The sequence below is a fragment of the Microbulbifer aggregans genome, from assembly GCF_020524005.1.
GTDB classification, from domain to species: Bacteria; Pseudomonadota; Gammaproteobacteria; order Pseudomonadales; family Cellvibrionaceae; genus Microbulbifer; species Microbulbifer aggregans_A.
Window position 1 is genome coordinate 823,024 of the sequence record NZ_JAIVKK010000001.1, and the last position, 21,638, is coordinate 844,661.

Annotated in this window: 16 protein-coding genes; 11 read left to right on the forward strand and 5 right to left on the reverse strand. The window is 55.3% G+C overall.

The features are described 5' to 3' along the window. Positions 1-55: 55 nt before the first annotated feature. The 3 genes from LC093_RS03525 to LC093_RS03535 all read left to right on the forward strand — a co-directional run bounded on the left by LC093_RS03525 (position 56) and on the right by LC093_RS03535 (position 2,268). Positions 56-469: a GFA family protein gene (locus LC093_RS03525; protein ID WP_226662119.1), complete on the forward strand. Its 414-nt coding sequence runs from the start codon at positions 56-58 to the stop codon at positions 467-469. 8 nt (positions 470-477) lie between these two features. Beyond that, positions 478-948 (forward strand): DUF6942 family protein, encoded by a 471-nt coding sequence (locus LC093_RS03530; RefSeq protein ID WP_226662121.1) that lies wholly within the window; start codon positions 478-480, stop codon positions 946-948. A 195-nt stretch (positions 949-1,143) separates the two neighbouring features. Then, the gene (locus LC093_RS03535) at positions 1,144-2,268 is read left to right on the forward strand and encodes a hypothetical protein (protein WP_226662124.1); all 1,125 of its coding nucleotides are present in this window, start codon (positions 1,144-1,146) and stop codon (positions 2,266-2,268) included. Positions 2,269-2,400: 132 nt separating this feature from the next. On the opposite strand, the gene LC093_RS03540 is transcribed toward LC093_RS03535, so the two are convergent. Further along, positions 2,401-2,973, reverse strand: a complete 573-nt coding sequence (locus LC093_RS03540; RefSeq protein ID WP_226662126.1) for a hypothetical protein — start codon at positions 2,971-2,973, stop codon at positions 2,401-2,403. 163 nt (positions 2,974-3,136) lie between these two features. On the opposite strand from LC093_RS03540, the gene LC093_RS03545 reads away from it, so the two are divergent. Beyond that, the gene (locus tag LC093_RS03545; RefSeq protein ID WP_226662131.1) at positions 3,137-3,982 is read left to right on the forward strand and encodes a DUF72 domain-containing protein; all 846 of its coding nucleotides are present in this window, start codon (positions 3,137-3,139) and stop codon (positions 3,980-3,982) included. 35 nt (positions 3,983-4,017) lie between these two features. Here LC093_RS03545 and LC093_RS03550 read toward each other — a convergent pair whose 3' ends face one another. Both LC093_RS03550 and katG read right to left on the reverse strand, forming a co-directional pair. Then, on the reverse strand, positions 4,018-5,124 hold the full coding sequence (locus LC093_RS03550; protein WP_226662133.1) for a MipA/OmpV family protein: 1,107 nt from the start codon (positions 5,122-5,124) through the stop codon (positions 4,018-4,020). A gap of 222 nt (positions 5,125-5,346) precedes the next feature. Then, on the reverse strand, positions 5,347-7,569 hold the full coding sequence (gene katG, locus LC093_RS03555) for a catalase/peroxidase HPI (protein WP_413231487.1): 2,223 nt from the start codon (positions 7,567-7,569) through the stop codon (positions 5,347-5,349). Between the two features lie 270 nt (positions 7,570-7,839). Here katG and LC093_RS03560 point away from each other — a divergent pair, with 270 nt between their 5' ends. Beyond that, a complete protein-coding gene (locus LC093_RS03560; RefSeq protein WP_226662136.1) occupies positions 7,840-8,424 on the forward strand; it encodes an exopolysaccharide biosynthesis protein in 585 nt (194 codons plus the stop codon). A gap of 430 nt (positions 8,425-8,854) precedes the next feature. Continuing rightward, entirely contained in the window at positions 8,855-14,230 is a 5,376-nt protein-coding gene (locus LC093_RS03565; protein WP_226662139.1) for a S8 family serine peptidase, read from the forward strand. A 102-nt stretch (positions 14,231-14,332) separates the two neighbouring features. Here LC093_RS03565 and LC093_RS03570 read toward each other — a convergent pair whose 3' ends face one another. Beyond that, entirely contained in the window at positions 14,333-14,974 is a 642-nt protein-coding gene (locus LC093_RS03570; protein ID WP_226662142.1) for a CPBP family intramembrane glutamic endopeptidase, read from the reverse strand. A 282-nt stretch (positions 14,975-15,256) separates the two neighbouring features. Between LC093_RS03570 and ahpC the strand changes: the two genes are divergently transcribed. The 5 genes from ahpC to LC093_RS03595 all read left to right on the forward strand — a co-directional run bounded on the left by ahpC (position 15,257) and on the right by LC093_RS03595 (position 19,820). Then, positions 15,257-15,823, forward strand: a complete 567-nt coding sequence (ahpC, locus tag LC093_RS03575) for an alkyl hydroperoxide reductase subunit C (protein ID WP_226662145.1) — start codon at positions 15,257-15,259, stop codon at positions 15,821-15,823. Between the two features lie 263 nt (positions 15,824-16,086). Further along, on the forward strand, positions 16,087-17,670 hold the full coding sequence (gene ahpF / locus LC093_RS03580) for an alkyl hydroperoxide reductase subunit F (RefSeq protein WP_226662148.1): 1,584 nt from the start codon (positions 16,087-16,089) through the stop codon (positions 17,668-17,670). A 298-nt stretch (positions 17,671-17,968) separates the two neighbouring features. Then, entirely contained in the window at positions 17,969-18,559 is a 591-nt protein-coding gene (locus tag LC093_RS03585) for a YceI family protein (RefSeq protein WP_226662150.1), read from the forward strand. A gap of 159 nt (positions 18,560-18,718) precedes the next feature. Further along, positions 18,719-19,264 carry a DUF2058 domain-containing protein gene (locus tag LC093_RS03590; protein ID WP_226662152.1) on the forward strand — a complete coding sequence of 182 codons (546 nt, stop codon included), beginning with the start codon at positions 18,719-18,721 and terminating at the stop codon, positions 19,262-19,264. A 4-nt stretch (positions 19,265-19,268) separates the two neighbouring features. Next, positions 19,269-19,820 (forward strand): DUF1415 domain-containing protein, encoded by a 552-nt coding sequence (locus tag LC093_RS03595; RefSeq protein WP_226662155.1) that lies wholly within the window; start codon positions 19,269-19,271, stop codon positions 19,818-19,820. Between the two features lie 23 nt (positions 19,821-19,843). Here the strand turns inward: LC093_RS03595 and LC093_RS03600 are convergent, their stop codons facing one another. Beyond that, positions 19,844-21,637, reverse strand: coding sequence for a SulP family inorganic anion transporter (locus tag LC093_RS03600; RefSeq protein ID WP_226662159.1), 1,794 nt, complete (start codon positions 21,635-21,637; stop codon positions 19,844-19,846). Position 21,638: the final 1 nt, after the last annotated feature.

Below are 21,638 nucleotides of genomic sequence, written 5' to 3' on the forward strand. Positions count from 1 at the left end.
TTCGGTTACTATATCGCCAGCTCGCTCTTACTATCGATAAACAAGAGTCAAAACCATGGAATATCCGATCGAAGCGTCATGCCAGTGCGGAAAGGTGACTTACAAACTGCATGAGCCACCCCAAATGGTTCTCGCATGCCATTGCACTGAGTGCCAGAAATTATCGACCAGCCCTTTTAGTGTCACGGCGCTTGTCGCGGCAGGCAGCATCGACTTTGACGGGGAGATGAAAGACTGGGGGCGTTTGGCGGAGAGCGGTAATAGAAACCACGCGAAATTTTGTCCCGAATGCGGCACCCGGATTTACCATTACAACCCGGATGATCCAGCCACCGTGAAGCTCAAACTCAAGCCGGTTCACTTGGCCAATACACGGCTGTTCGAGCCCAGCGCCCATGTGTGGGTCAGTGAAAAGCTGGACTGGTACCGGATCCCCGAAGGGGTAAAAGTTTTCGAGAAACAGCCGTAACGTGAACCATGTCCAACACTGACTACCTCGGCAGTCCTTGCCCCAGCCTGGTGCTCTATCTTCCCCATCGCCCTAACGGGCTGGAAGAACTCCTGCAAATTCCGGATGCAGGCATGCTGATGGATAACAACTCGAACCACTGGCGCAAAATCGTGACTCTGCTGGCCAAGGTTGCCAGCCCGACGGCAGAATGGCGGGGTTTCAGGGACCGCGAGTTGTTTCAGCGTACAGCCCTGTGCTTTGCTCCGCGCTTGATGGACATCAGTGCCTGGCACTGGATCGGCGGCAAGGACAATTTGGAACGTTTCAATATCGACGGCCTGAATCCTGTGCCACTACAGGGCACACCGACAGTAGCCATCGACAGTAAAAGGCAGATACTACTGACACCCTATCCCGACTACCGCCAGCTCAGTAATGCAACGGTTAGCCAGATACGTGCAGCACTTGATCTCCAGGGGTTCTACACCGCCCGCTAAAGGGCGAACGCTCGATTCTACCCACACAACCCGCAAGCAAAGGAACTGTTTATCGCGCCCAGAAAAGTTCAAAAGTACCAGGAAGGAAGTACTTCCAAGAATCCAGCCCGGCGTAAATGACCCTCGCCTCTACGTCTTCCTCAATTTTCTTCATTTTCATCACTGAAATTGCTGCTTTCGCGGTGCTATGTGAGAATGAAGCACCATTACAAATATCTATTGAGTATGTCGAACTTATCCGATCTTCACGAACTTTCGCTTAGCCTGAGAACTGCGGTAACTCAACACGATGGGTTTCAACTAAAGCTCCGCATAGAGGATTTATTAACCAACGATTGCATCGGCACACAACTACAAATCGTCAATGCTAAAACCTGGCCCCGATCCTCACCCGAGGCCAAAGCGCAAGACGAGTTCAACAATGCGATGTGGCTCCTCCTCTATGCCTTGGTGAAAGACGAAATCGAGAATTCGAAAGCCATCATCAGCAGACTGCTAATTCGTGTTCCAGGATTAAAGCTACTCACATTCAATTACAGCACTATCGCCGAGCATCACGGAAGTACATTTGATGAACAGGTACGGGAAGAGTTCGCAAGCATCGTGCAAGACGAAGCGAACAATAAAAATGCCATGCACTACAACAACCTGTTTTTAACCTACCCTGATTTACTTGAACTCGCGCAGAGAAACCTAAGCCTTTTCCGGGAAGGACTTGAGCGTATTGCTCAGCACTGGAGTATCGGATGGCGAGTGGCCGCTGCCGAAGCCATAAACTCAGTAGAGCCCGAGACACCACTTTACCTTCAGCACCTTGTTGCCGTTAAGCACGCTGACTTTTCCCATGAATTTTTCAGCACTCCCCAATGTTTAGACATCATGTCTCTGTGGATTCAGGAGCAAGTCAGTTTTGGTCAACAACGGGAGGACAGAATTCAGAAACATCAGGCACAGCTGATAAAGATTGCCAAAGCAACGGGGGACGCAAAAGTACAGCACTGGCTTGATAGCAAATACCAGTTCTCTTCCTGGTCAAACCTGGACATCAGGTTAGATAACGGCTGGAAGTTTAGTTTTATGCGGAAGCCGTATTGTGAACAAGCCTCTTTATCTATTCCTGGGGGCGAGCAAGCACGTGACGTGATTGTTCCGACTTACGCTGAACAACAAGGTTGGTTAAGGTCACTTAAGCCGACCATTCAGATGGTCGAAAGTTGGGAAATTCACTACCACATCTATTCGGAACATGACTTACAGACTCTATTGCATGAAATCAGGAAGCTCAATGTTGCGCATTGGCAGGAGACACTTGCGGATTAATCGCTAAGAATAACTGTGCCCCATTAACCAGCCCTCGATAGCATGGGGCTTTGCCCTTCGAGCAGTGGTGTTACGCAGCCAATCCCTGGCCACACCCCCACAGGACAGTAAGTAGCTGAGCCTGGATTTGGCTCAGCGACGGAGTGTCGATCCGCGGGCATCGAGTCCAGCCAGGATAGCTTTCATCTCGGCCGCTTCTTCCTCGACTTTCTTGGCTTTTGCCGCCGCAATCGCGGCTTTTTCGGCTTCGATGCCCGCTTTGATTGCGCGCTCTCTGGCAGCGCTGCCGGTACGTCCCGTAGCCATCTTTTCTTTTACGGGCTTGGTCTTACTGCTCTGGGAAGCGGAGCCGGCTGTCGTTTTGGCGGTACTGGAGCGAGATTTCGCCTTTGACTTGGGAGCCAATGAAGACTTGGTGGTACCGGGCAATACGGTTGTGATACCTACGAGGCTTTTCCCGTTATAGGTGTCCAGGGCTTCTTCAACCATTTCCTGCAACTCCATGCGGTCCTCGACCACGGCAAAGAGTTCGGTTGAGAACACATCGGGGCCAAATACCTTCAGTTCCCGATAGAATGGGTGGTCGATACCCAGCGCAAGTGCGTCCTGAAGCTGCTTGAAGCGGGCTTCCGGGGATACGCCCTCACGGCTGGTGCCAACCCACACATGGTCTGTCGCTTCATTGGTCAGGGTGAATACGTGCATAAAACCTCAGTCAACATCATTGAGATCAAAATGAATTGCCAGTTCACAGTTATCTGAATGGCCGAAAGGGGGCGCATTCTAATGATTTAAAAATGAAATTGCAGACTTGACTCGAGGCGAGTTCGCACTAAATTTGACCCAAAGAGTTAGCCCGTCCAGGACCATGCCCCTTCCCTACTTTCTCGGCTGCCCCCAGTGGCAACACCCCGCGTGGAATACGCGCTTACCAAGTGGATCTGCACCGCTCCAGCGCTACGCCCAGGTGCTGAATTGTGTTGAGGGGAACACCACCTTCTACGCAACGCCCACTCTGGAACAGTGTTCACTGTGGCGCACTCAGGTGGCAGACGATTTCCGCTTCTTGCTCAAGTTTCCGAGGAATTTCACCCACGACCAGCTATTGGCAGTGTCACAGAAGGAGGTGCGGGAATTTCTGGAGATTACCGGGCCGCTACATGACGTCCTAGGGCCATTTCTGTTGCAGCTTCCAGCGGCCTTTGGACCAAATCATCTGGGCAATCTGTGGCGCTTTCTGGATAACCTGCCAACGCCATTGACCGCTACCGTGGAAGTGCGTCACGGGGCCTTTTTTCAAAAGGGCGAGGCGGAGCGAGCACTGAACCGCGGTTTGCGCGAGCGGAAGACCGCCAGGGTATGCCTGGACAGCCGCGGTCTGTTCGCAGCACAGCCGGACTCCGGATCCATTCGTGATGCCCAGCGCAAGAAGCCCAATGTTCCCGTGCATCTGCTGCCAGTAGATGCCCAGCCGGTCATCCGCTTTATCGGCCACCCGGACCTGGCAAGCAACCGACAATATCTAAATCCCTGGGTGGAACGGGTCGCTGGCTGGATCGACCAGGGTGTACGCCCCTTCATGTTTATCCATATGCCGGATAACGGCGATGCATTGGGGCTGGTTACTCTCTGGAGCGAAATGCTGAATGCACGCCTGCCACACGCGCCAGTGGTGCAACTAAATGAAAAACAGCCCCAGATGGGGCTGTTCTGATCGCGATACCTGCGGCGGACCCGGTCAAAAAACATTCAGAATGTGTAGGTGATTGCAGCGAACCCCTTAAGCACATAGTCCTCATCGACAATGGGACTGTCTGAAATATCGTCCCCCAAATATTCTGCGTTCAGGTCTAGTACCAATCGCCAATGCTCGGTAATTTCCAGCATACCGCCAATGCCCGCTTCCATCGTGATGGTACTACCCACATCGTAGGCGGGTCTCAATGGGGTTGCCGCCCAGGTTGGGACACCGAAGTCGTAATTTGCCATACCACTGCTGAGCCAGCTCGCGCCAATAGATGGTCCCCAACTTACATTACCGGTCTGGAACCCCTTCGACACCCGCAGCTCTGCCGTACCTCCACCGAAGCGGTCAAGCATATCGTGCTGATAGCGAAAATCCACGTCGATTCGCTCCGGGCCATCGTATACAAACCCAACCCCCGCCATCAGTGTGCCATCGCGATCGCCCAGTCCTGCGAGTATGGGACTATCGCTCTCTTCGTACGCTCCAACGCGGTAGGTGGCATTGACGGCGAAGCGGAATTGATCGCTGCCCCAGAGGCCATAACGCAAGCTCGGCCCGACCCACTGCAGACGCTCACCGAAATAGGTGATCGCCGGTATTACCTGAGTAACCGACGAGTCGGAGCCTTCATAGGGACTGCTGCGACCGATTACCCCGATTCCGACACCCCACTGGCCAGCATCCCCCAGCACCTCGTACATCGCAATATCCATTGTTTGCACCTGCCCAGCCGACACGCCAAAGCTGGCGCGTTGAAAACTGGGGGGACCTTTCGGGCGGTAATCGTTCGATAACCCAATTGGCTCCTTGGGAATACCGATAAATGTCCTGTCCAGCGCCCCATTCCCGTTAGCATCGAGATAAGCGAGTACGGCTACCGAACCAACAGGTACACCATTTAAGCGATACACCCCATCCGGGCGGATGGGAAAGCGCGTTTCCAGTACAGGATTACGGAAGTCCCCGAATGAATTGGGATTGTCATATACCTGCAGCACCAGCACACCTTCAGGTGGCACCCCCGCCACCCGTACATTCACCTGCTCTGCAAAAGCAGAAGGCAACGCGATCAAAAGTAATACGAATAACCAGATCTGGGATATTTTCATGGGCTCGCGGTATAGATTGGCTGACAGTAAGTCAAAGTAAGTATTAGATAAAGTACTAGATAGATGAATGTATCCATTAAGTGTTTTGTACGTAGGCCGGAGCCAACTGGATCATAAAACTACACAGACAAAAAAGGGCAGCTCGGAAGCTGCCCTGTTAGCGAATACCCGTAAAAAAAACCGTTTAAAACCGTTTAAAACTACACACCCCGGATTTCAGGACTAGTTAAACTGATCCAGGTTCATCACCTTACCCCATGCCTTGGCGAAGTCTTCTGCGAATACACCACCGGCATCCCCGGTTGCGTAGTACTCTGAAACTGCACGGAGTTCGGAGTTGGAGCCAAAAATCAAATCAACAGGGGTCGCTGTCCATTTTACTTTACCGCTCTTGCGATCCTTGCCTTCATAGATCCCCTCGCCCTTGGAAGACTTGGACCATTCGGTATCCATACTGAGCAGGTTTACAAAAAAGTCATTGGTCAGTGTGCCCGGCTTATCCGTGAACATACCGTGCTTGGAATCACCGGCGTTCGCTCCCAGTGCGCGCATGCCGCCCACAAGTACGGTCATTTCCGGTACGGTCAGTGTCAACAGGTCTGCGCGGTCCACCAGCATTCTGGCCGGGGTGACTGAATTGCCCTTACCGTAGTAATTGCGGAAGCCATCTGCCATGGGCTCCAGCCAACCGAAAGACTCGACATCGGTCATTTCCGCGGTTGCATCCGTACGCCCGGGTTTGAACCGTACGCGCACGTTGTGGCCGGCATCCTTGGCCGCCTTTTCTACGGCCGCATTTCCCGCCAGCACTATGGTATCGGCAAGAGAGATCTGCTTTCCACCAGAAAGCGACTTGTTAAAGGATTGCTGGATGGCTTCCAGCTTGCCCAGTACTTTAGCCAGTTCCTGCGGGTCGTTTACTGGCCAATCTTTCTGAGGTGCCAGCCGAATGCGCGCACCGTTGGCGCCACCACGCATATCGGAACCACGGAAGGTGGAAGCCGAGGCCCAGGCTGTCCGCACCAGCTCGGGAACGGTCAGCCCGGATGCGAGAATCTCTTGTTTCAGTTTTAGCTCGTCCCTTTCGTCCACCATTTTGTAATCGGCGGTGGGTACAGGATCCTGCCACATCAAATCCTCTTTCGGGATTTCCGATCCAAGGTATCGGGCTTTGGGCCCCATATCCCGGTGGGTCAGTTTGAACCACGCCCTGGCAAACGCGTCTTCCAGTTCTTTCGGGTTTTTGTGGAATCGTTCGGAGATCTTGCGATAGGCGGGATCTTCCTTCAGTGAAAGGTCCGTGGTCAGCATGATCGGCGCATGGCGCTTACCTTCAATATGCGCATCCGGCACCATATTGGCGGCATTGGGGTCTGTGGGTACCCAGACAGTTCCGCCACCTGGCGACTTCTGTTTTTTCCACTCGAACTTGAACAGGTTGTCTAGGAAGTTATGACTCCATTGCATCGGTGTAATCGTCCAGGCGCCTTCCAGCCCGCTGGTAAAGGTATCCTCGGCGTCGCCTTTACCGCATTTGTTTTTCCAGCCGAATCCCTGCTGTTCAATAGGAGCCGCGGCAGGCTCTTTACCGACACAATCAGCCTTGACCGCGCCATGGGTTTTACCGAAGGCGTGACCGCCAGCAATCAGTGCCACGGTCTCCTCATCGTTCATCGCCATACGGCCGAAGGAAAGACGAATTTTTTCCGCCGCCAGCTTCGGATCAAGGCTGTGGCCCGGCCCTTCCGGGTTTACATAAATCAGCCCCATTACCGTGGCCGCCAGTTTCCTGTCGAGATCTTTGCCTTTAAAACGCTTTTCGTAATCCAGCATCTGGGTTTCGGGGCCCCAGTAAACCCGCTCGGGCTCCCAGTCATCCTGTCGCCCGCCCGCGAAGCCGAATGTCTTGAACCCCATGGTTTCCAGCGACACATTGCCTGTGAGGATCATCAGATCGGCCCAGGAAATCGCTTTGCCATACTTCTGCTTAATCGGCCACAGGAGCCTGCGTGCTTTGTCCAGGCTCACGTTGTCCGGCCAGCTGTTGAGCGGATCGAAGCGCTGCTGGCCACCACCAGCACCACCACGGCCGTCACCAACACGGTAGGTACCGGCGGCATGCCACGCCATGCGGATCATTAGCGGTCCGTAGTTACCATAATCCGCCGGCCACCAGTCCTGCGACGTCTTCAATACCTGTGCGATATCCTTCTTCACCGCGTTGAGGTCGAGACTGTTAAAGGCCTTGGCGTAATCGAAATTGTCTCCCATAGGATTGGAAGATTTTCCATGATCACGAAGCGGAGAAAGATCCAGCTGGTCGGGCCACCAGAACTGGTTGGGTTTCGGCTCGTCGGGCATGAACTTTTCCTGAGCCATTGCATGCCCGGTCAGCCCCGCCGAGAGAATTGCTGCCACCGTGACAGCCAATACATTTTTCTTCATTGCCATTGACGCCGTCTCCATCCGAAAAGATATGTCGCACTGCGCTGAGAACTATAGAAAAATATTTCGCACTCTCGGTGAATGTTCCGTGGATTCAGGCGCAAAGCTTTTATTTAGCGCCGCCAATTTGGAATTAACTGGCCCAATACAGATTGAATACCCGGTACTGATGGAGGAAGTTATGTAAATGATGGAAGACGCACCATCTATGAAGACAAAATTGCCGCATACCCTTAAGCTCGGTTAAAACCCAACCAGCGCACCCCGTACATGCCAGAGGAAATCGCGAACCTCAGTCAGCTTTTAAAGCAACTGGAACACCTGTCCCGGGCGCGGGGTCGTATCACTCTCGCAGAAATCCTTGAGGCCGCCGGGCGTCGCTCTTTCGCCCCTCTGCTTCTGATCGCGGGCCTTATCCTCTTCTCGCCACTGTCCGGGATTCCCGGTGTACCCTCGTTAATGGGGTTGCTGGTGCTACTGGCATCATTGCAGCTTCTGTTTTTACGCACGCACCTGTGGCTCCCGGATTGGCTACTGCAACGCTCCATTTCGGAAAGAAAATTCAGCCGTATCGTGCGGTGGTTACACAAACCCGCATCTACCGTTGATCAATGGATTCGGCCACGCCTCTCACTGTTCGTATACCGCACAGGTTCTTATGTAATCGCGGTCCTGTGTACAGGTATCGCTTTGGCCCTGCCGCTCATGGAGGTGGTGCCCTTCTCCGCATCCATCGCCGGTTTGGCACTCGCCGCCTTCGGCCTGGCACTGGTTGCCCACGATGGTCTACTGGCCATTTTTGCCTTTATTGTGACCTGCACAGTACCCGCCTTAATCATCAGCGCCTTGCTCTAATTCTGCCCAATGCGTGCCCTTTTAGATCAGCTCTTGCCGCATAAAAAGTGATCTACCCCCAACTATTCAACAGATTAATTGGCCGAACAACTTCGGATTACCGGAAAATTCTGTCTTTCCTGCGCACATTTTTTGCACAACCACTGCAGCCAAGTTATTCATTTCACAAATACAACAACCGCCCAAAAAGTCCTTAACTGTCTTTATATAACTGACTTTTATGCCATTAATTCCATGTGACACACTGTTACACAGGGCAATAAAACTCCCATATTCACCTCTTTTCAATTCCTCTATAACAATCAGTCGCGACGAAAATCGCGTCAAAATCTTAGAGGTTAGAGGTTAATGGCGGGAACTCCGCAGTCAGGATCCGAAACATTGCGTTTCGCCTTCGCGTTGTAGCAGCCGCCAAATCAGGAAAATAACTATGAACCAATCCAATAAGGCACGCTTCTCCAAGTGTCTTATCGCCAGTATTACTGCGCTTTATGTAGCCGGTGGTACTGCCGCGGTAGACTCTTTATCGGAGCAACGTACCGGGCTTCACGCTTCGAAACTGACCCTGGACATGATCCGCGGCTCTCAAGAGGATACCGCCGACATCCAGGGCAGTATTTATGAAAATCGCCAACCGGGTGTGAACCAGGTGCGCGGTGGGGGCAATCGTCCGGTTTTCGAACCTCAGGGCAATGTGAGCGGCGAAGTTTCCTACATCGTCCAGTTGAGCGACGAGCCGGTAGTAAATATTGTCGACGATATCTCCCCGCTCCAGGGATCAGCCAGCACGTTCAAGAGCGTTAAAAATACTCGTGCGGTTGAGCAGTACCGGGAAAAACTGGGCCGCGCCCAATCCGACCTGATGAGCACCGCCAAGGCCCGCGGCATTCGCTTCGAAGTTCAGCGTCAGTTCACCATGGCGACCAATGCCATGGCCGTTCGCATGACCGAGAACGAAGCGGCGCGTATGGCGGAAATGCCGGGTGTAAAACGTATTACCCCGTCTCGTATTTTCCAACTGAATTCCGACCGTTCTGTCGAGTTCCTCGGTGCCGATAAGGTACACGATGGTTCTGTAACCGGCGGTTTGCCCTACCAGGGTGAAGGTATGATCCTCGGTATCATCGATACCGGTATCAATACCGACCACGTGGCCTTCGCGGCAACTGGCGGCGACGGCTATGAACACACCAACCCAATGGGTGAAGGTGTGTATGTGGGCGACTGTGTAACCGACGCAACCCTGTGTAATGACAAACTGATCGGTGTACATTCCTATCCGATTATTACCGAGGCCTATACCTACTGGCAGCCTCGCGAAAATCGCCGCCCTATCAACGGCCAAGCGGGCAAGCCGCCGAGTGGTGAGGACTACCACGGTCACGGCTCCCACACCGCAAGTACTGCCGGCGGTAACATTCTTTTCGATACCCCGCTGCAGACTCCGGAAAACACCGTTACCTCCGACGGTATCGATCTGCCGTTCAATTTCCCGAAAACATCCGGTATCGCACCACACGCGAACATCATCTCTTACCAGGTATGTTTCGCGGGTAACGGCGGCGCTGGTGATACCTACTCAGGCTGTCCGGAAGAAGCCATCCTTGCCGCCGTCGAAGACGCGATCACCGACGGTGTGGACGTTATCAACTTCTCCATTGGTGGAGCGGAATCCTTCCCGTGGGAAGACCCGATGGAACTGGCGTTCCTGTCCGCGCGTGAAGCCGGTATCTCTGTTGCAGTAGCCGCTGGTAACGCCGGTGCTTACTGGAGCACGGATCACACTTCTCCGTGGCTGACTTCTGTTGGCGCCCTTACCCACGATCGCGTGCTGAAGGAAGCGGAAAAAACCATCGGCAATTTCACCGGTGGTACCAACTCGAACTTTGGCGTTAAAGATGGCAAGAGCTTCGACGGCGTCAGCTACTCCGACGGTATCAGCGGCCGCATCGTTTACGCGGGCCACTACGAAAACCCGAATTCCACTATGGATTCGAAGCTGTGTGAGCAGCCTTTCCCGGCCGGCACTTTCGATTTTGCCGACGACCCTGAAACCGTGGACGTCGACGAAAGCACCGTGCCGGTGATCGTCCTGTGTGACCGCGGAGAAAATGCGCGCGTTGCAAAAGCTGAAAACGTGGCCGCCGGCGGCGCGGAAGGTTTCGTACTGGGCAACGTCAGTTACAACGAAAATCTGGTTGCCGATCCCTATGTGATCCCGGGCATCCACATTGATTCAACTGATCGTCGGAACCTGTACAACTGGCTCAATGCTAACCAGGACACGGTCAACATGGCCGAGATCAGCGCCAGCGTAACCACCTACGGTACCGACCCGGAAGCTGGCCATATGATGGCACCCTTCAGTTCTGCAGGACCAAGCATTACCAACACCAACTATCTGGTACCTGCAATTGCAGCCCCGGGTGTGGATGTTTACGCGGCAAACGCGGACGATCAGCCGTTCACCAATATGCCGTTCCCCAGCGACTGGACCTTCATGAGCGGCACCTCTATGGCATCGCCTCAAGTGGCTGGCGCTATGGCTCTGGTGAAGCAGGCGAACCCGAGCTGGACGCCGGCGGAAATCCAGTCCGCGCTGATGCTGACCGCGGGCGAGGCTTACGGTGCCGACGCATACGGCCGCAAGCTGGACCTGGACAACTCCTTCCGTCAGGGTGCCGGTAGCCTCAACATCGCCGCTGCGGCCCAGGCCGGCCTGGTGATGAATGAAACCATCGAGAACTACCTCGCTGCCAACCCGGAAGAAGGCGGTCGTGCGGAGTGGCTGAACACCGCTTCCATGGTCAACAAAGACTGCCAAACCACCTGCTCCTGGATTCGTACGCTGAAAGCGACCAAAGATGGTACCTGGACCGCAACCGGCGAGAGCAAATACGGCTCTGACGCCGAAGTAACGGTAACGCCGGAGCAGTTCACCCTGCGCGCCGGTGAAGAGCAGACCATCATGGTCACCGTCAACGTGAAAGCGGACATGTTCGATGCCGTCGCCGAGTCGCCGTTCGAGGACATGGCCTCCATCGACACCAATCACCTGTTCTTCTTCGGTGATGTGGTACTGACCGAAACCAGCGGTGCCGCGCCACGCAGCCACCTGCCGGTGGTCGCCGCGTTTAATCGCGGGGTAATGCCAAACCAAGTGTCACTGGAAGTGCACCGTGAGCAGGGCCGCGAAGTCGTTGCTGGCCTGCAACTGCCGGAAGCCAGTTCATTCGAAGTGCGCAAATACGGCCTGACCAAGGCAACCGTGCACGAGTTTGATCTGGAGAAAGGCAACGTCAACGTTTCCCCCGGTAACATGGATGAGAAAAGAGGCTGGGGCTGGATGCTGATTGATGTTCCGGCCGATACCAAGCAGCTGGTGGTCGAGTCCTACAGCTACGAAGCGACCGATCCCGCAAACCTGGATCGCAATGCTTCCGTTATGGTCGGTATTGACAGCAATGGCAACGGCGCGGACTTCGAGAGTACAGAAGAATACCGGGAAGAGCTGATATGTACCTCCTTCCATCCGGGCGTGAATAACTTCTGCGTGATCAACAATCCAGAACCCGGCAGCTACTGGGCAGTGATTCACAACTCCTCGTTTGCCGGTGATGGTCTAGTTAGACACGAACCAGGCAAAGTAACTGGTGGTTACGCCCTGGTTGGCGCCGATTCCGACGCGAACAATATGACCATCTCTACCCCACAATCCAGCACCGGCGGCAGCAAAGTGGACATTGCCCTGGACTGGAACCTGCCGGAAGCGACCAATGGTGATGTGTACTACGGTGCCTTCGATCTCGGCGTCTCCGGTGTACCGGGTAGCATTGGTCTGTCTGCTGTGCGCCTTGAGCGGGGTGTGGATGAAGTCAACCTGGATATCAGCCAGAAAACCGCAAAACCGGGTGACGTCCTCGACTTCACTCTGGACGTGCGCCAGAACCTGGAATCCGCCAATCGCAGCTACGACATCAAGGCAACTCTGCCGCAGGGACTGACCCTGGTAGAGGGCTCTGTAGAGTCCACCGAAAATATCGAGAACCTGAGCACCGAAAACGGCCTGATCAGTCTCGCTGGCTCACAGTCCTCCACCCGAGATGTGGCACGAGAGTATGTGGTAACCACCAATGCCACCGACCAGATGTGTCACACGCCGATGATCGATGAATACTCCGACGGCAAGTACATCGACCTGCTGGAGTTTAATATCCGTCCACTTGTGGGACTCTGGGAAGGAGGCGCTGACTCCAACTACCTCGTCCAGGTTTCCACCGAATGGCTGTTCTGGATGGACGATGCGGAGATCCCGCTGTTTGGCCTGCCACACAAGGGTTTCGTCAATATCCTGCCGAACGGGCTGTTGCACATGGATCAAAACTCATGGAATTGGAGCTGGCATCGCCCTGCCGGCGCCGGTTTCGTTAGCTCCGGTGTAATGCCCTTCTGGCGCGGTGACTTCACCGCGGATTACTACAATTCCCCATATGAAGTCCGTGGACTGACCATTGCCAACCAGTACGCCAGCGAGCGTCCGGATCTCGGCGATCTGGTGTTTATGGAATACGACAATATCGTTGCTCCACCCATTGACCCGATCACTGGTGAACCGATAGAAGGAGGAATACCAACTGAAGTGGACTTCGAAGTAATCATGCGTAATGGCATCGATTTCGGCGAAGGCATGCACGAAATTGTGATGGCCTATGACAACCTGAGCGGTGATCTAACCCTTGGTGCCATCGGCGTCGAGCAAGGCGACGGTTTCCAGACCCCGTACGGTCCTCTGAACGGCTACCTTGGCGAAAGCTTCGGCTACAACAACCTTGACCAGAAACTGCATAACGATCTGGTAGTCTGCTACGACTATCGCGGTCCGGAACAAAGTGCCATGCAGGTGAAGTTCAAGGCGCGTGTAAACGAGTCTGCAGCTGGCCAAACCCTGGTCGTTAACCTGGACAACAACATGCAGTTTGCCGACGCGAAGTCCACCAGCCAGGAGATCAAGGTAAACGGCAACATCGCCCTGTCTTCCATCGCCGACCAGGTGGTGAATGAGGATGAAACCCTCGAAGGCATCCAGGTGCTCTACGCGGACGCCGACAAAGTGGGTAACACCATCGAAGTCAGCGGCGAGCACATTTCCGCTACCGTTAACGGCCACGAAGCCGGTTCCACTTTTGATATCACCCCGGAAGCCAACTTCTCCGGTGAAACCGAAGTAACCGTCACCGTACGCGACAACAACGCAACCAGCGATGCCAGCAGCGTGACCTTCATGCTGACGGTAAACCCCGTTGCGGACGCACCGGTCGCTGCATCAGCAGGCAACCTGACCATCACCGAAGGCGAGAGTGCCGCGCTCGACGCGAGTGCCAGCTTTGACGCTGACGGCGATGTACTGAGCTTCAGCTGGACTGGCCCGGGTGTGATTGAGGGTGCGGACACCGCCACTCCGACAGTCACCGGCCTGGCCGAAGGCGAACACACGTTCACTGTCATCGTGAGCGATGGTGGAATGACTTCAGAAGCCAGTGTGACCGTAACTGTTCTCGCAGCAGCAACGAGTTCTTCCGGTGGTTCCAGCAGCTCCTCCAGTTCGAGCAGCTCTTCTGGTGGCTCCAGCAGCTCTTCCAGCTCAAGCAGTTCTTCCGGTGGTTCCAGCAGCTCCAGTAGCTCTTCTGGTGGCGAAACCACGGTAGATCCAGAGCCGACCAAGAAGAAGAAAAAAGGTGGTTCCGTGTACTACCTGCTGGCCCTGCTCGCAGCGGCTGGTCTGTTCAGAAGACGCAAACTCAGCTGAGTTAAACCCAAGTCTTCAGACTAAAAATGAGCGGGCCTTCGGGCCCGCTTTTTTATTTCCGGTGCGGTTACCGAAATAGTGTCCGTCCTGCAAAAAAGTTGATCAAAGATCCTGCGGCATCGCCTGCTGCTGGCTCGCCGAGCTAACCCCAAGCCAATGGGGATACTTGGCCAGCACACCAATGGCGATCAGGTCGTAGACGCCGTGCCAAACGATGACCGTCAACAGGCTTTCACTCAGCCAGTAAACAACGCCCAGGGTCAAACCGATTGCGAAAGTCAGGAAAAAATAAATAAACGAGGCGTAGTGCAGTAAACCGAAGAGCACCGACGCCCCTAAAATGCCCAGGACCGGCAGGCTAAAGGACGTCATCCACGGCTGAAAAAAACCGCGAAACAGCAATTCCTCACAAACGCCAGCGGCCACTGCCAACAAACCAATTTGCCCCCACGAAAAGTCTCGGAAAAACGGATGGAAAGCCTTGCAGTGCTCGCGCAATTTCACACCGACTCGCGTTTTCGAACGAGTGAGCGCCGCACACGTGATATATGTCAATAAAGCCCCCAATACTCCAGTCAGCACTTGAGGCATATAGCCCTGCCCCAGCATCCCTTGCTCCGAACCAAACCAGGACACATCCACCCGGCTGAAATAGAGACAGGCCATCGCGATCGCCAGTGAAACACCCTGAATGGCCAGTCCCATCCCGAATGCGGATGCCGTGTTGCTATTGGATTGCCCCACAAAATTCCCCTTACCCAATCTGTTATCTGTGTGTTGTCTTTGCTTGCTCGAACTACTTGTGACCGGATATTCACATTTTAGCCAGCGGTTCGCCAACTAAGTTTGCAGGCCACAGCTTCAAAATCACACGTCAGACTATGAGCAAGAAACCATCAATACAAAAAAGCTATCAAAACGATAGAAATCAATCATTTTTATCAAGGGGGATCGGCTAATAGTATTTACCCCGTACCAAGCAACCCGCGCCTTAAACCACTAAGGCAAACCAACAAGGAAATCACTATGTCCAGCTACATCAACCAAGAGATCAAGCCGTTCAACGCCAAAGCCTACCAGTCTGGCGACTTCTTCGACGTCAGCGATGCGGACCTGAAAGGCAAGTGGTCTGTGGTGTTCTTCTACCCGGCCGACTTCACCTTCGTATGCCCGACGGAGCTGGGCGACCTGGCGGACAACTATGAAGAATTCAAGAAACTGGGTGTAGAAATCTACTCGGTATCTACCGACACCCACTTCACTCACAAAGCGTGGCACGACTCTTCCGAAACCATCGGCAAGATCCAGTTCCCGATGATCGGCGACCCTACCGGCACCATCACTCGCAACTTCGACGTGATGATTGAAGAAGAAGGCATCGCTGAGCGCGGCACCTTCGTGATCGACCCGGAAGGCAAGATCCAGATCGTAGAGATCAACGCTGGCGGCATCGGCCGTGACGCACAGGACCTGCTGCGCAAGATCAAGGCCGCTCAGTACGTAGCCGCCCACCCGGGTGAAGTTTGCCCGGCCAAATGGAAAGAAGGTGAAGCTACTCTGGCGCCGTCTCTGGATCTCGTCGGCAAAATCTAATAGCTGACACTGGATGGCGGACCTAAAGGTCCGCCGTTTAAGCAAGCACAGCACACTGAACAATTTCAGTGGCGGTGCCGCTACCGGGTGCTCTCTTGTGAGACACGTCGTGAACCCATCCCTGGGTACTCTTCCGCGAGGTCCCTCTCGCGGAAGGTCTCACAAGAGAGCACCCGGCATCGACACCTTCTCAGCGAATATCGCACTACGAATCGCGTTGCCAATTGCAGGCAACCAAATTCTACGAATTTCAGGACACACCGATGTTGGACGCAAACGTAAAGAAACAACTGGACACCTATCTGCAGAATATCGTCAATCCGATCGAGATCAGTGTGTCCGCCGACAGCAGCGCAAAGTCTGCTGAACTGAGCAGCCTCGCAGAACAAATCGCCGAGCTGTCAGACAAAATTTCCCACAAGCAGGAAAGCAGCAAGCGCACCCCCAGCATGGCAATCGCCCCAGTAGGCGAAGCACCGCGGGTAAGCTTTGCCGGCATCCCCATGGGACACGAATTCACCTCCCTGGTACTGGCCCTGCTGCAGGCCGGCGGCCACCCTTCCAAGGCAGATCCGGAGGTGCTCGAGCAGGTGCGCAACCTCAAGGGTGAATTCCACTTTGAAACCTATATCTCGCTGTCCTGCCAGAACTGCCCGGACGTGGTCCAGGCACTGAACCTGATGGCGACCCTGAACCCGAACATCACCCACGTAATGATTGACGGAGCCCTGTTCCAGGACGAGGTAGATCAGCGCCAGGTAATGGCCGTGCCCTCCGTGTACCTGAACGGCGAACACTTTGGCCAGGGCCGCATGAGCCTCGAAGAGATCGTGGGCAAACTGGACACCGGTGCGGAAGAGCGCAAAGCAGCTGAGCTGAACGAGCGCGATCCATACGACGTCCTCGTTCTCGGCGGTGGCCCGGCCGGCGCTGCGGCGGCAATCTACGCAGCGCGTAAAGGTATCCGCACCGCCCTGGTCGCTGAACGATTCGGCGGTCAGGTAATGGACACCGTAGGTATCGAGAACTTCATCTCCGTACCCTATACCGAAGGCCCGAAACTGGCCGCGAGCCTGGAGCAGCACATCAAGGAGTACGGTGTAGACATCATCACCGGCCAGCGCGCCGCGCAACTGAAGCGCGACCAGATGATCGAGTTGGACATGGCCAGTGGTGCGACCCTCGCAAGCCGCTCGGTGATCCTCGCAACCGGCGCCCGCTGGAGAGAACTCGGCGTGCCCGGCGAAGCCGAGTACCGCACCAAGGGCGTGGCCTACTGCCCGCACTGCGACGGTCCATTCTTCAAGGGCAAACATGTGGCTGTGATCGGCGGTGGCAACTCTGGTATCGAAGCGGCGATTGACCTGGCGGGCATCGTCAAGCACGTCACCGTGCTCGAATTTGCCGACACCCTGCGTGCGGATGAAGTACTGGTCCGCAAGGCACGCTCCATGCCCAATATCGACATCATTGCCAATGCGCAGACCACCGAGATTCTCGGCGACGGCAGCAAGGTGAATGGCCTCAAATACACCGACCGCGTAAGTGGCGAGAGTAAAACTGTGGAACTGGCCGGTGTCTTTGTACAGATCGGCCTGGTACCAAATACCGAGTTCCTGAAAGACAGCGGCCTGGAAATGAACCGCATGGGCGAGATCGTGATTGACGCACGCGGTGCAACCTCAATCCCGGGTGTCTTCGCCGCTGGCGATGCCACCACGGTGCCCTACAAGCAGATCGTGATCTCCATGGGCGCTGGAGCCACGGCCGCGCTGGGTGCGTTCGACCACCTGATCCGGACGTCTGTACCGGCTGAGGATAGTGAATCACTGTCCATGGCGAGCTGATCGCAACAGTGCTTACCTGACCCCATACCGGGTATTGGCCTCCCAGCGATACCCGGTCCTCTCCCCGGCGAGCCACGCTCGCCAACCACTGGGAACCATCCCAAACTTCAGGCCGGTTCCCCAACCGGCCTTTTTTTAATTTGTGTTAAGCCGCTAGCCAGTAACATATCTGGCTGTTAGTGTTTGAACCTCGAAACCGGTCAGTCTGTTGCAGTCATGTAACCTTCAGCCGGAAAACCCGAGTGGCGAAAACGCCACACTACACTACTTCCTTATGGATCCAACGGGAGCGCTCAACATGTTATTTGCCAAGCCTTTTAAATCCATCGCCCTGATGTCCCTACTGGTTTTGCCACTTTCCGCCCTGGCCGACTGGCAACTGGTGGGTGGCGACTCCAGCGTCCAGTTCGTTTCCGTAAAGAAATCAACAATCGCTGAAACCCACTCCTTCAAAGGACTGAGCGGCAAGATTACCGATGATGGCAAGGCCGAGGTCGATGTTGAGCTTGCGAGTGTTGAGACCAATATCCCGATCCGCAACGAGCGTATGCAGAAACTGCTGTTCGACACAGCCAAGTTCGCCCGTGCGGTGATCTCAGCGCAGGTGGATACTGACCAACTGAAGTCCCTGACTCCAGGCAAAACCATGGCGGTCAGCGCAGACCTGAATCTGGATGTACACGGTTCCCAGAAAACCGAAAAGGCTCAGCTTCAGGTAACCGGCCTGGAAAACGGTGGCCTGCTGGTCACAACGACCGCCCCCATCGTGATCAATGCCGGAGACTATAAACTGCTGGACGGCATCGAGAAGCTGCGTGAAATTGCCGGTCTCGACAGCATCAGCCCGATTGTCCCTGTCACGGTGAAACTGGTATTCACCCAGCAATAACCGCACTTCAGGCGTGGGGTACTGTCCCCGCGCCGCCACCCCTCTGCCATCCTTCCACCACGCTCAAGTTCTACCCTGAATCGCTACGGAAACCGGCAAAACGGCGCGGTATCCGGTACACTTCCGCCAGTTCAACCGCGAAGTGACAGGTAATCAGCAATGGCTTCACTACAGGATCAGCTGCTCAAGGCAGGCCTGGTAGACAAAAAAACCGCCAAGAAAGTCGGCAAGGAAAAGCGCAAGCAAGACAAGGTCGCGAAAAAGACCGGGGAATCCCGCCAGAGCGAGGCCCAGCAGGCCGCTGAGCGCGCGCGCGCAGAAAAGGTCGCCCGCGACCGGGCACTCAATGCCGAGCGTGAAGCCGCGCAGCAGCAGAAAGCGATCGCCGCACAGATCAAACAGATGATCGAGCACAACAAACAGCCGAAGGGCGATACCGGCAAAAACGATATCGCCTATCACTTCACCTTCGACAAGAAGGTCAAGAAAATCTATGTCTCCGCCGCCGTGCAGGATCACCTGATCGCCGGGCGCCTGCAGATCGTCGGCGAGGGTGAGCAGTTCGATCTGGTACCCCGCGTGATCGCGGAAAAGATTGCCGAGCGCAATCCCGGTATGGTCGTGGCGCCGCCGGAAAACAATACTACAGTAGACGAAGACGATCCTTACGCGGGCTACGAAATTCCCGACGACCTGATGTGGTAAACGCATGACTGACAGCGATCCGGTAATCGCCCACGTCGAGAGATGGCTGCAGGATGTAGTGGTCGGTCTCAACCTCTGCCCGTTCGCGCGCAAACCACTGCGCGCAGGGCAGATCCGCTTTGTGGTGAGCGAGGCCAACAGCAACGAAGTACTGCTCGAAGAATTGCTGGATGAATTTCAGGTGCTGGATCGCACCTCAGAGGAGGAAGTGGAAACAACCCTGCTGATCCTGCCCACCTATTTGCGGGACTTTCACGACTACAATTTTTTCCTCGATGAAGCGGAGTGGCTACTGAAGCGCCAGGGCTATGAAGGCATTTACCAGATCGCCAGCTTCCACCCCCACTACCAGTTCGCCGACACCCGGCCGGACGATGAGGAAAACCTCACCAACCGATCCCCCTACCCGATCCTGCACCTGCTGCGGGAAGCGAGCCTGGAGCGCGGGCTGAAAAACTACCCGGATCCAGAAAGTATTCCCCACAATAATATTCTGCGGGTCGAAGCACTCACCGAAGCGGAAAAGCGCGCGCTGTTCCCTTGTCTGTTTTCCTGAATGAAGCCTCTAGCCCGGCGGCCCTAGGCTGCCGGACCGGAGTGATCGCAACCGTCGAAGTTTTCCCGCAGCTCAGTAAATGCCTGATACTGGGTAAAGAATATCTTTCCGGAAATTTCCTCCAGAAAGCCGCAGCGCTGCAGCGCGTCCATTACCGGACCTTTCACCTCGGACAGGTGCAGGCAGATGCCGGACTCGCGCAATTGCTCGTTGATGGATTCCAGGGTTTCCAGCGCACTCCAGTCGATCTCATTGATGGCGCTGCACATCAGGATCACATGGCGCAGTTCCGGCGTTGCCGCGACATCGCGGTAGATCCGCTCTTCCAGAAACGCAGCATTGGAGAACATCAGGCTCTCGTCCACGCGAATGCTGAGTATCTGCGGCATGGTCATTACCGAGTGCCGCTCAACGTTGCGGAAGTGCTCGGTGCCTTCCACCAGCCCGACTTCCGCAATGTGCGGTTTGGACGTGCGGTACAGGAACAGCACGATGGAAGCCAGGACACCACAGGAAACACCGATTTCCACGCCGAAAAGCAGCGTGACAATGATGGTAACCAACACCGCAAAGAAATCACTGGGCGAGTAGCGCCAGGTCTTTTTCAGGATGGAGAAGTCCACCAGCGACAGCACCGCGACGATGATGGTTGCCGCCAGGGTGGCCTTCGGCAGGAAGTAAAGAAATGGTGTCAGGAACATGGCAGCCAGCGCGATACCGATGGCCGTGAATACACTGGCCAACTGCGTTTCCGCCCCCGCATCAAAGTTGACCACAGAGCGCGAGAAGCCGCCGGTTACAGGAAAACCGCCGGAAATACCCGAAGCCAGGTTCGCGCTGCCAAGGCCGATCAGCTCCTGGTTCATGTCGATTTTCTGCCGCCGCTTGGCTCCCAACGTCTTGCCCACCGACACCGACTCAACATAACCAATGATGGAAATCATGACCGCCGGTACCGCCAGCTGCTCCACCAGTGCCCAGCTGAAGTTGGGCCACTGCAGTTGCGGCAGGCCACTGGGAATGGCGCCGACCAGCTGTACACCCTTGCCTTCCAGGTCGAGGCCGGACGCCAGTACAATAGTTGCGAGTACCCCGACAACCGGAGCCGCCTTCACCAATAGCGAAGCGGTATCCCGCGGCACGGAAAGTCGTTGCAACAGTTTGACTGCACCGGAGCGCGCCCAGACCAGAAACAGTACAACGGCCACACCCAGCAACAGCGTCACCGGATTCCAGCCAGCCAGATTCTGCACCATGCCGTGCATCAGCTCCGGCAGGCTTTCGCCGCTGGCGGAAATACCCAGCAGATGCTTGAGCTGGCTGAAGGCGATAAGAATTCCGGACGCGGTAATGAAACCGGAAATCACCGGGTGGGACAGGAAGTTCGCGAGAAAGCCCAGGCGTAAAACACCCAGTAATGCCAGAAAACCACCCGAAAGCAGCGCCAGTACCGCGGCCGCCATCAGGTAGTCCGCGGTACCCTGCGCAGCGACCTGTCCAAGTGCCGCTGCACTCATCAGAGAGGCAACGGCAACGGGGCCGACGGACAACGTGCGGCTACTGCCGAACACCGCGTAAGCGATCAGCGGCGCAATGCTCGCGTATAGGCCCACTTCTGCCGGCAGCCCCGCAAGCAGCGCGTATGCCAGCGATTGTGGAATCAGCATCACGGTGACTACCAGCGCCGCCACCAGATCCCGCCGCAATGCGCCACTGGAGTAGGATGGAAGCCACCCAGCTATCGGCAGATAGCGACGCATACCGCCACCCACACGCTCACCCACTGTACCCGCCACTGATTGCTGTTTTGTCGCCACG

Coding starts and splice junctions, on each gene's coding strand:
- ahpF (WP_226662148.1), top strand. CDS start 16,087: ATGTTGGACGCAAACGTAAAGAAACAACTGGACACCTATCTGCAGAAT.
- LC093_RS03550 (WP_226662133.1), bottom strand. CDS start 5,124: ATGAAAATATCCCAGATCTGGTTATTCGTATTACTTTTGATCGCGTTG.
- LC093_RS03535 (WP_226662124.1), top strand. CDS start 1,144: ATGAAGCACCATTACAAATATCTATTGAGTATGTCGAACTTATCCGAT.
- ahpC (WP_226662145.1), top strand. CDS start 15,257: ATGTCCAGCTACATCAACCAAGAGATCAAGCCGTTCAACGCCAAAGCC.
- LC093_RS03565 (WP_226662139.1), top strand. CDS start 8,855: ATGAACCAATCCAATAAGGCACGCTTCTCCAAGTGTCTTATCGCCAGT.
- LC093_RS03595 (WP_226662155.1), top strand. CDS start 19,269: ATGACTGACAGCGATCCGGTAATCGCCCACGTCGAGAGATGGCTGCAG.
- LC093_RS03545 (WP_226662131.1), top strand. CDS start 3,137: ATGCCCCTTCCCTACTTTCTCGGCTGCCCCCAGTGGCAACACCCCGCG.
- katG (WP_413231487.1), bottom strand. CDS start 7,569: ATGAAGAAAAATGTATTGGCTGTCACGGTGGCAGCAATTCTCTCGGCG.
- LC093_RS03585 (WP_226662150.1), top strand. CDS start 17,969: ATGTTATTTGCCAAGCCTTTTAAATCCATCGCCCTGATGTCCCTACTG.
- LC093_RS03540 (WP_226662126.1), bottom strand. CDS start 2,973: ATGCACGTATTCACCCTGACCAATGAAGCGACAGACCATGTGTGGGTT.
- LC093_RS03530 (WP_226662121.1), top strand. CDS start 478: ATGTCCAACACTGACTACCTCGGCAGTCCTTGCCCCAGCCTGGTGCTC.
- LC093_RS03560 (WP_226662136.1), top strand. CDS start 7,840: ATGCCAGAGGAAATCGCGAACCTCAGTCAGCTTTTAAAGCAACTGGAA.
- LC093_RS03590 (WP_226662152.1), top strand. CDS start 18,719: ATGGCTTCACTACAGGATCAGCTGCTCAAGGCAGGCCTGGTAGACAAA.
- LC093_RS03525 (WP_226662119.1), top strand. CDS start 56: ATGGAATATCCGATCGAAGCGTCATGCCAGTGCGGAAAGGTGACTTAC.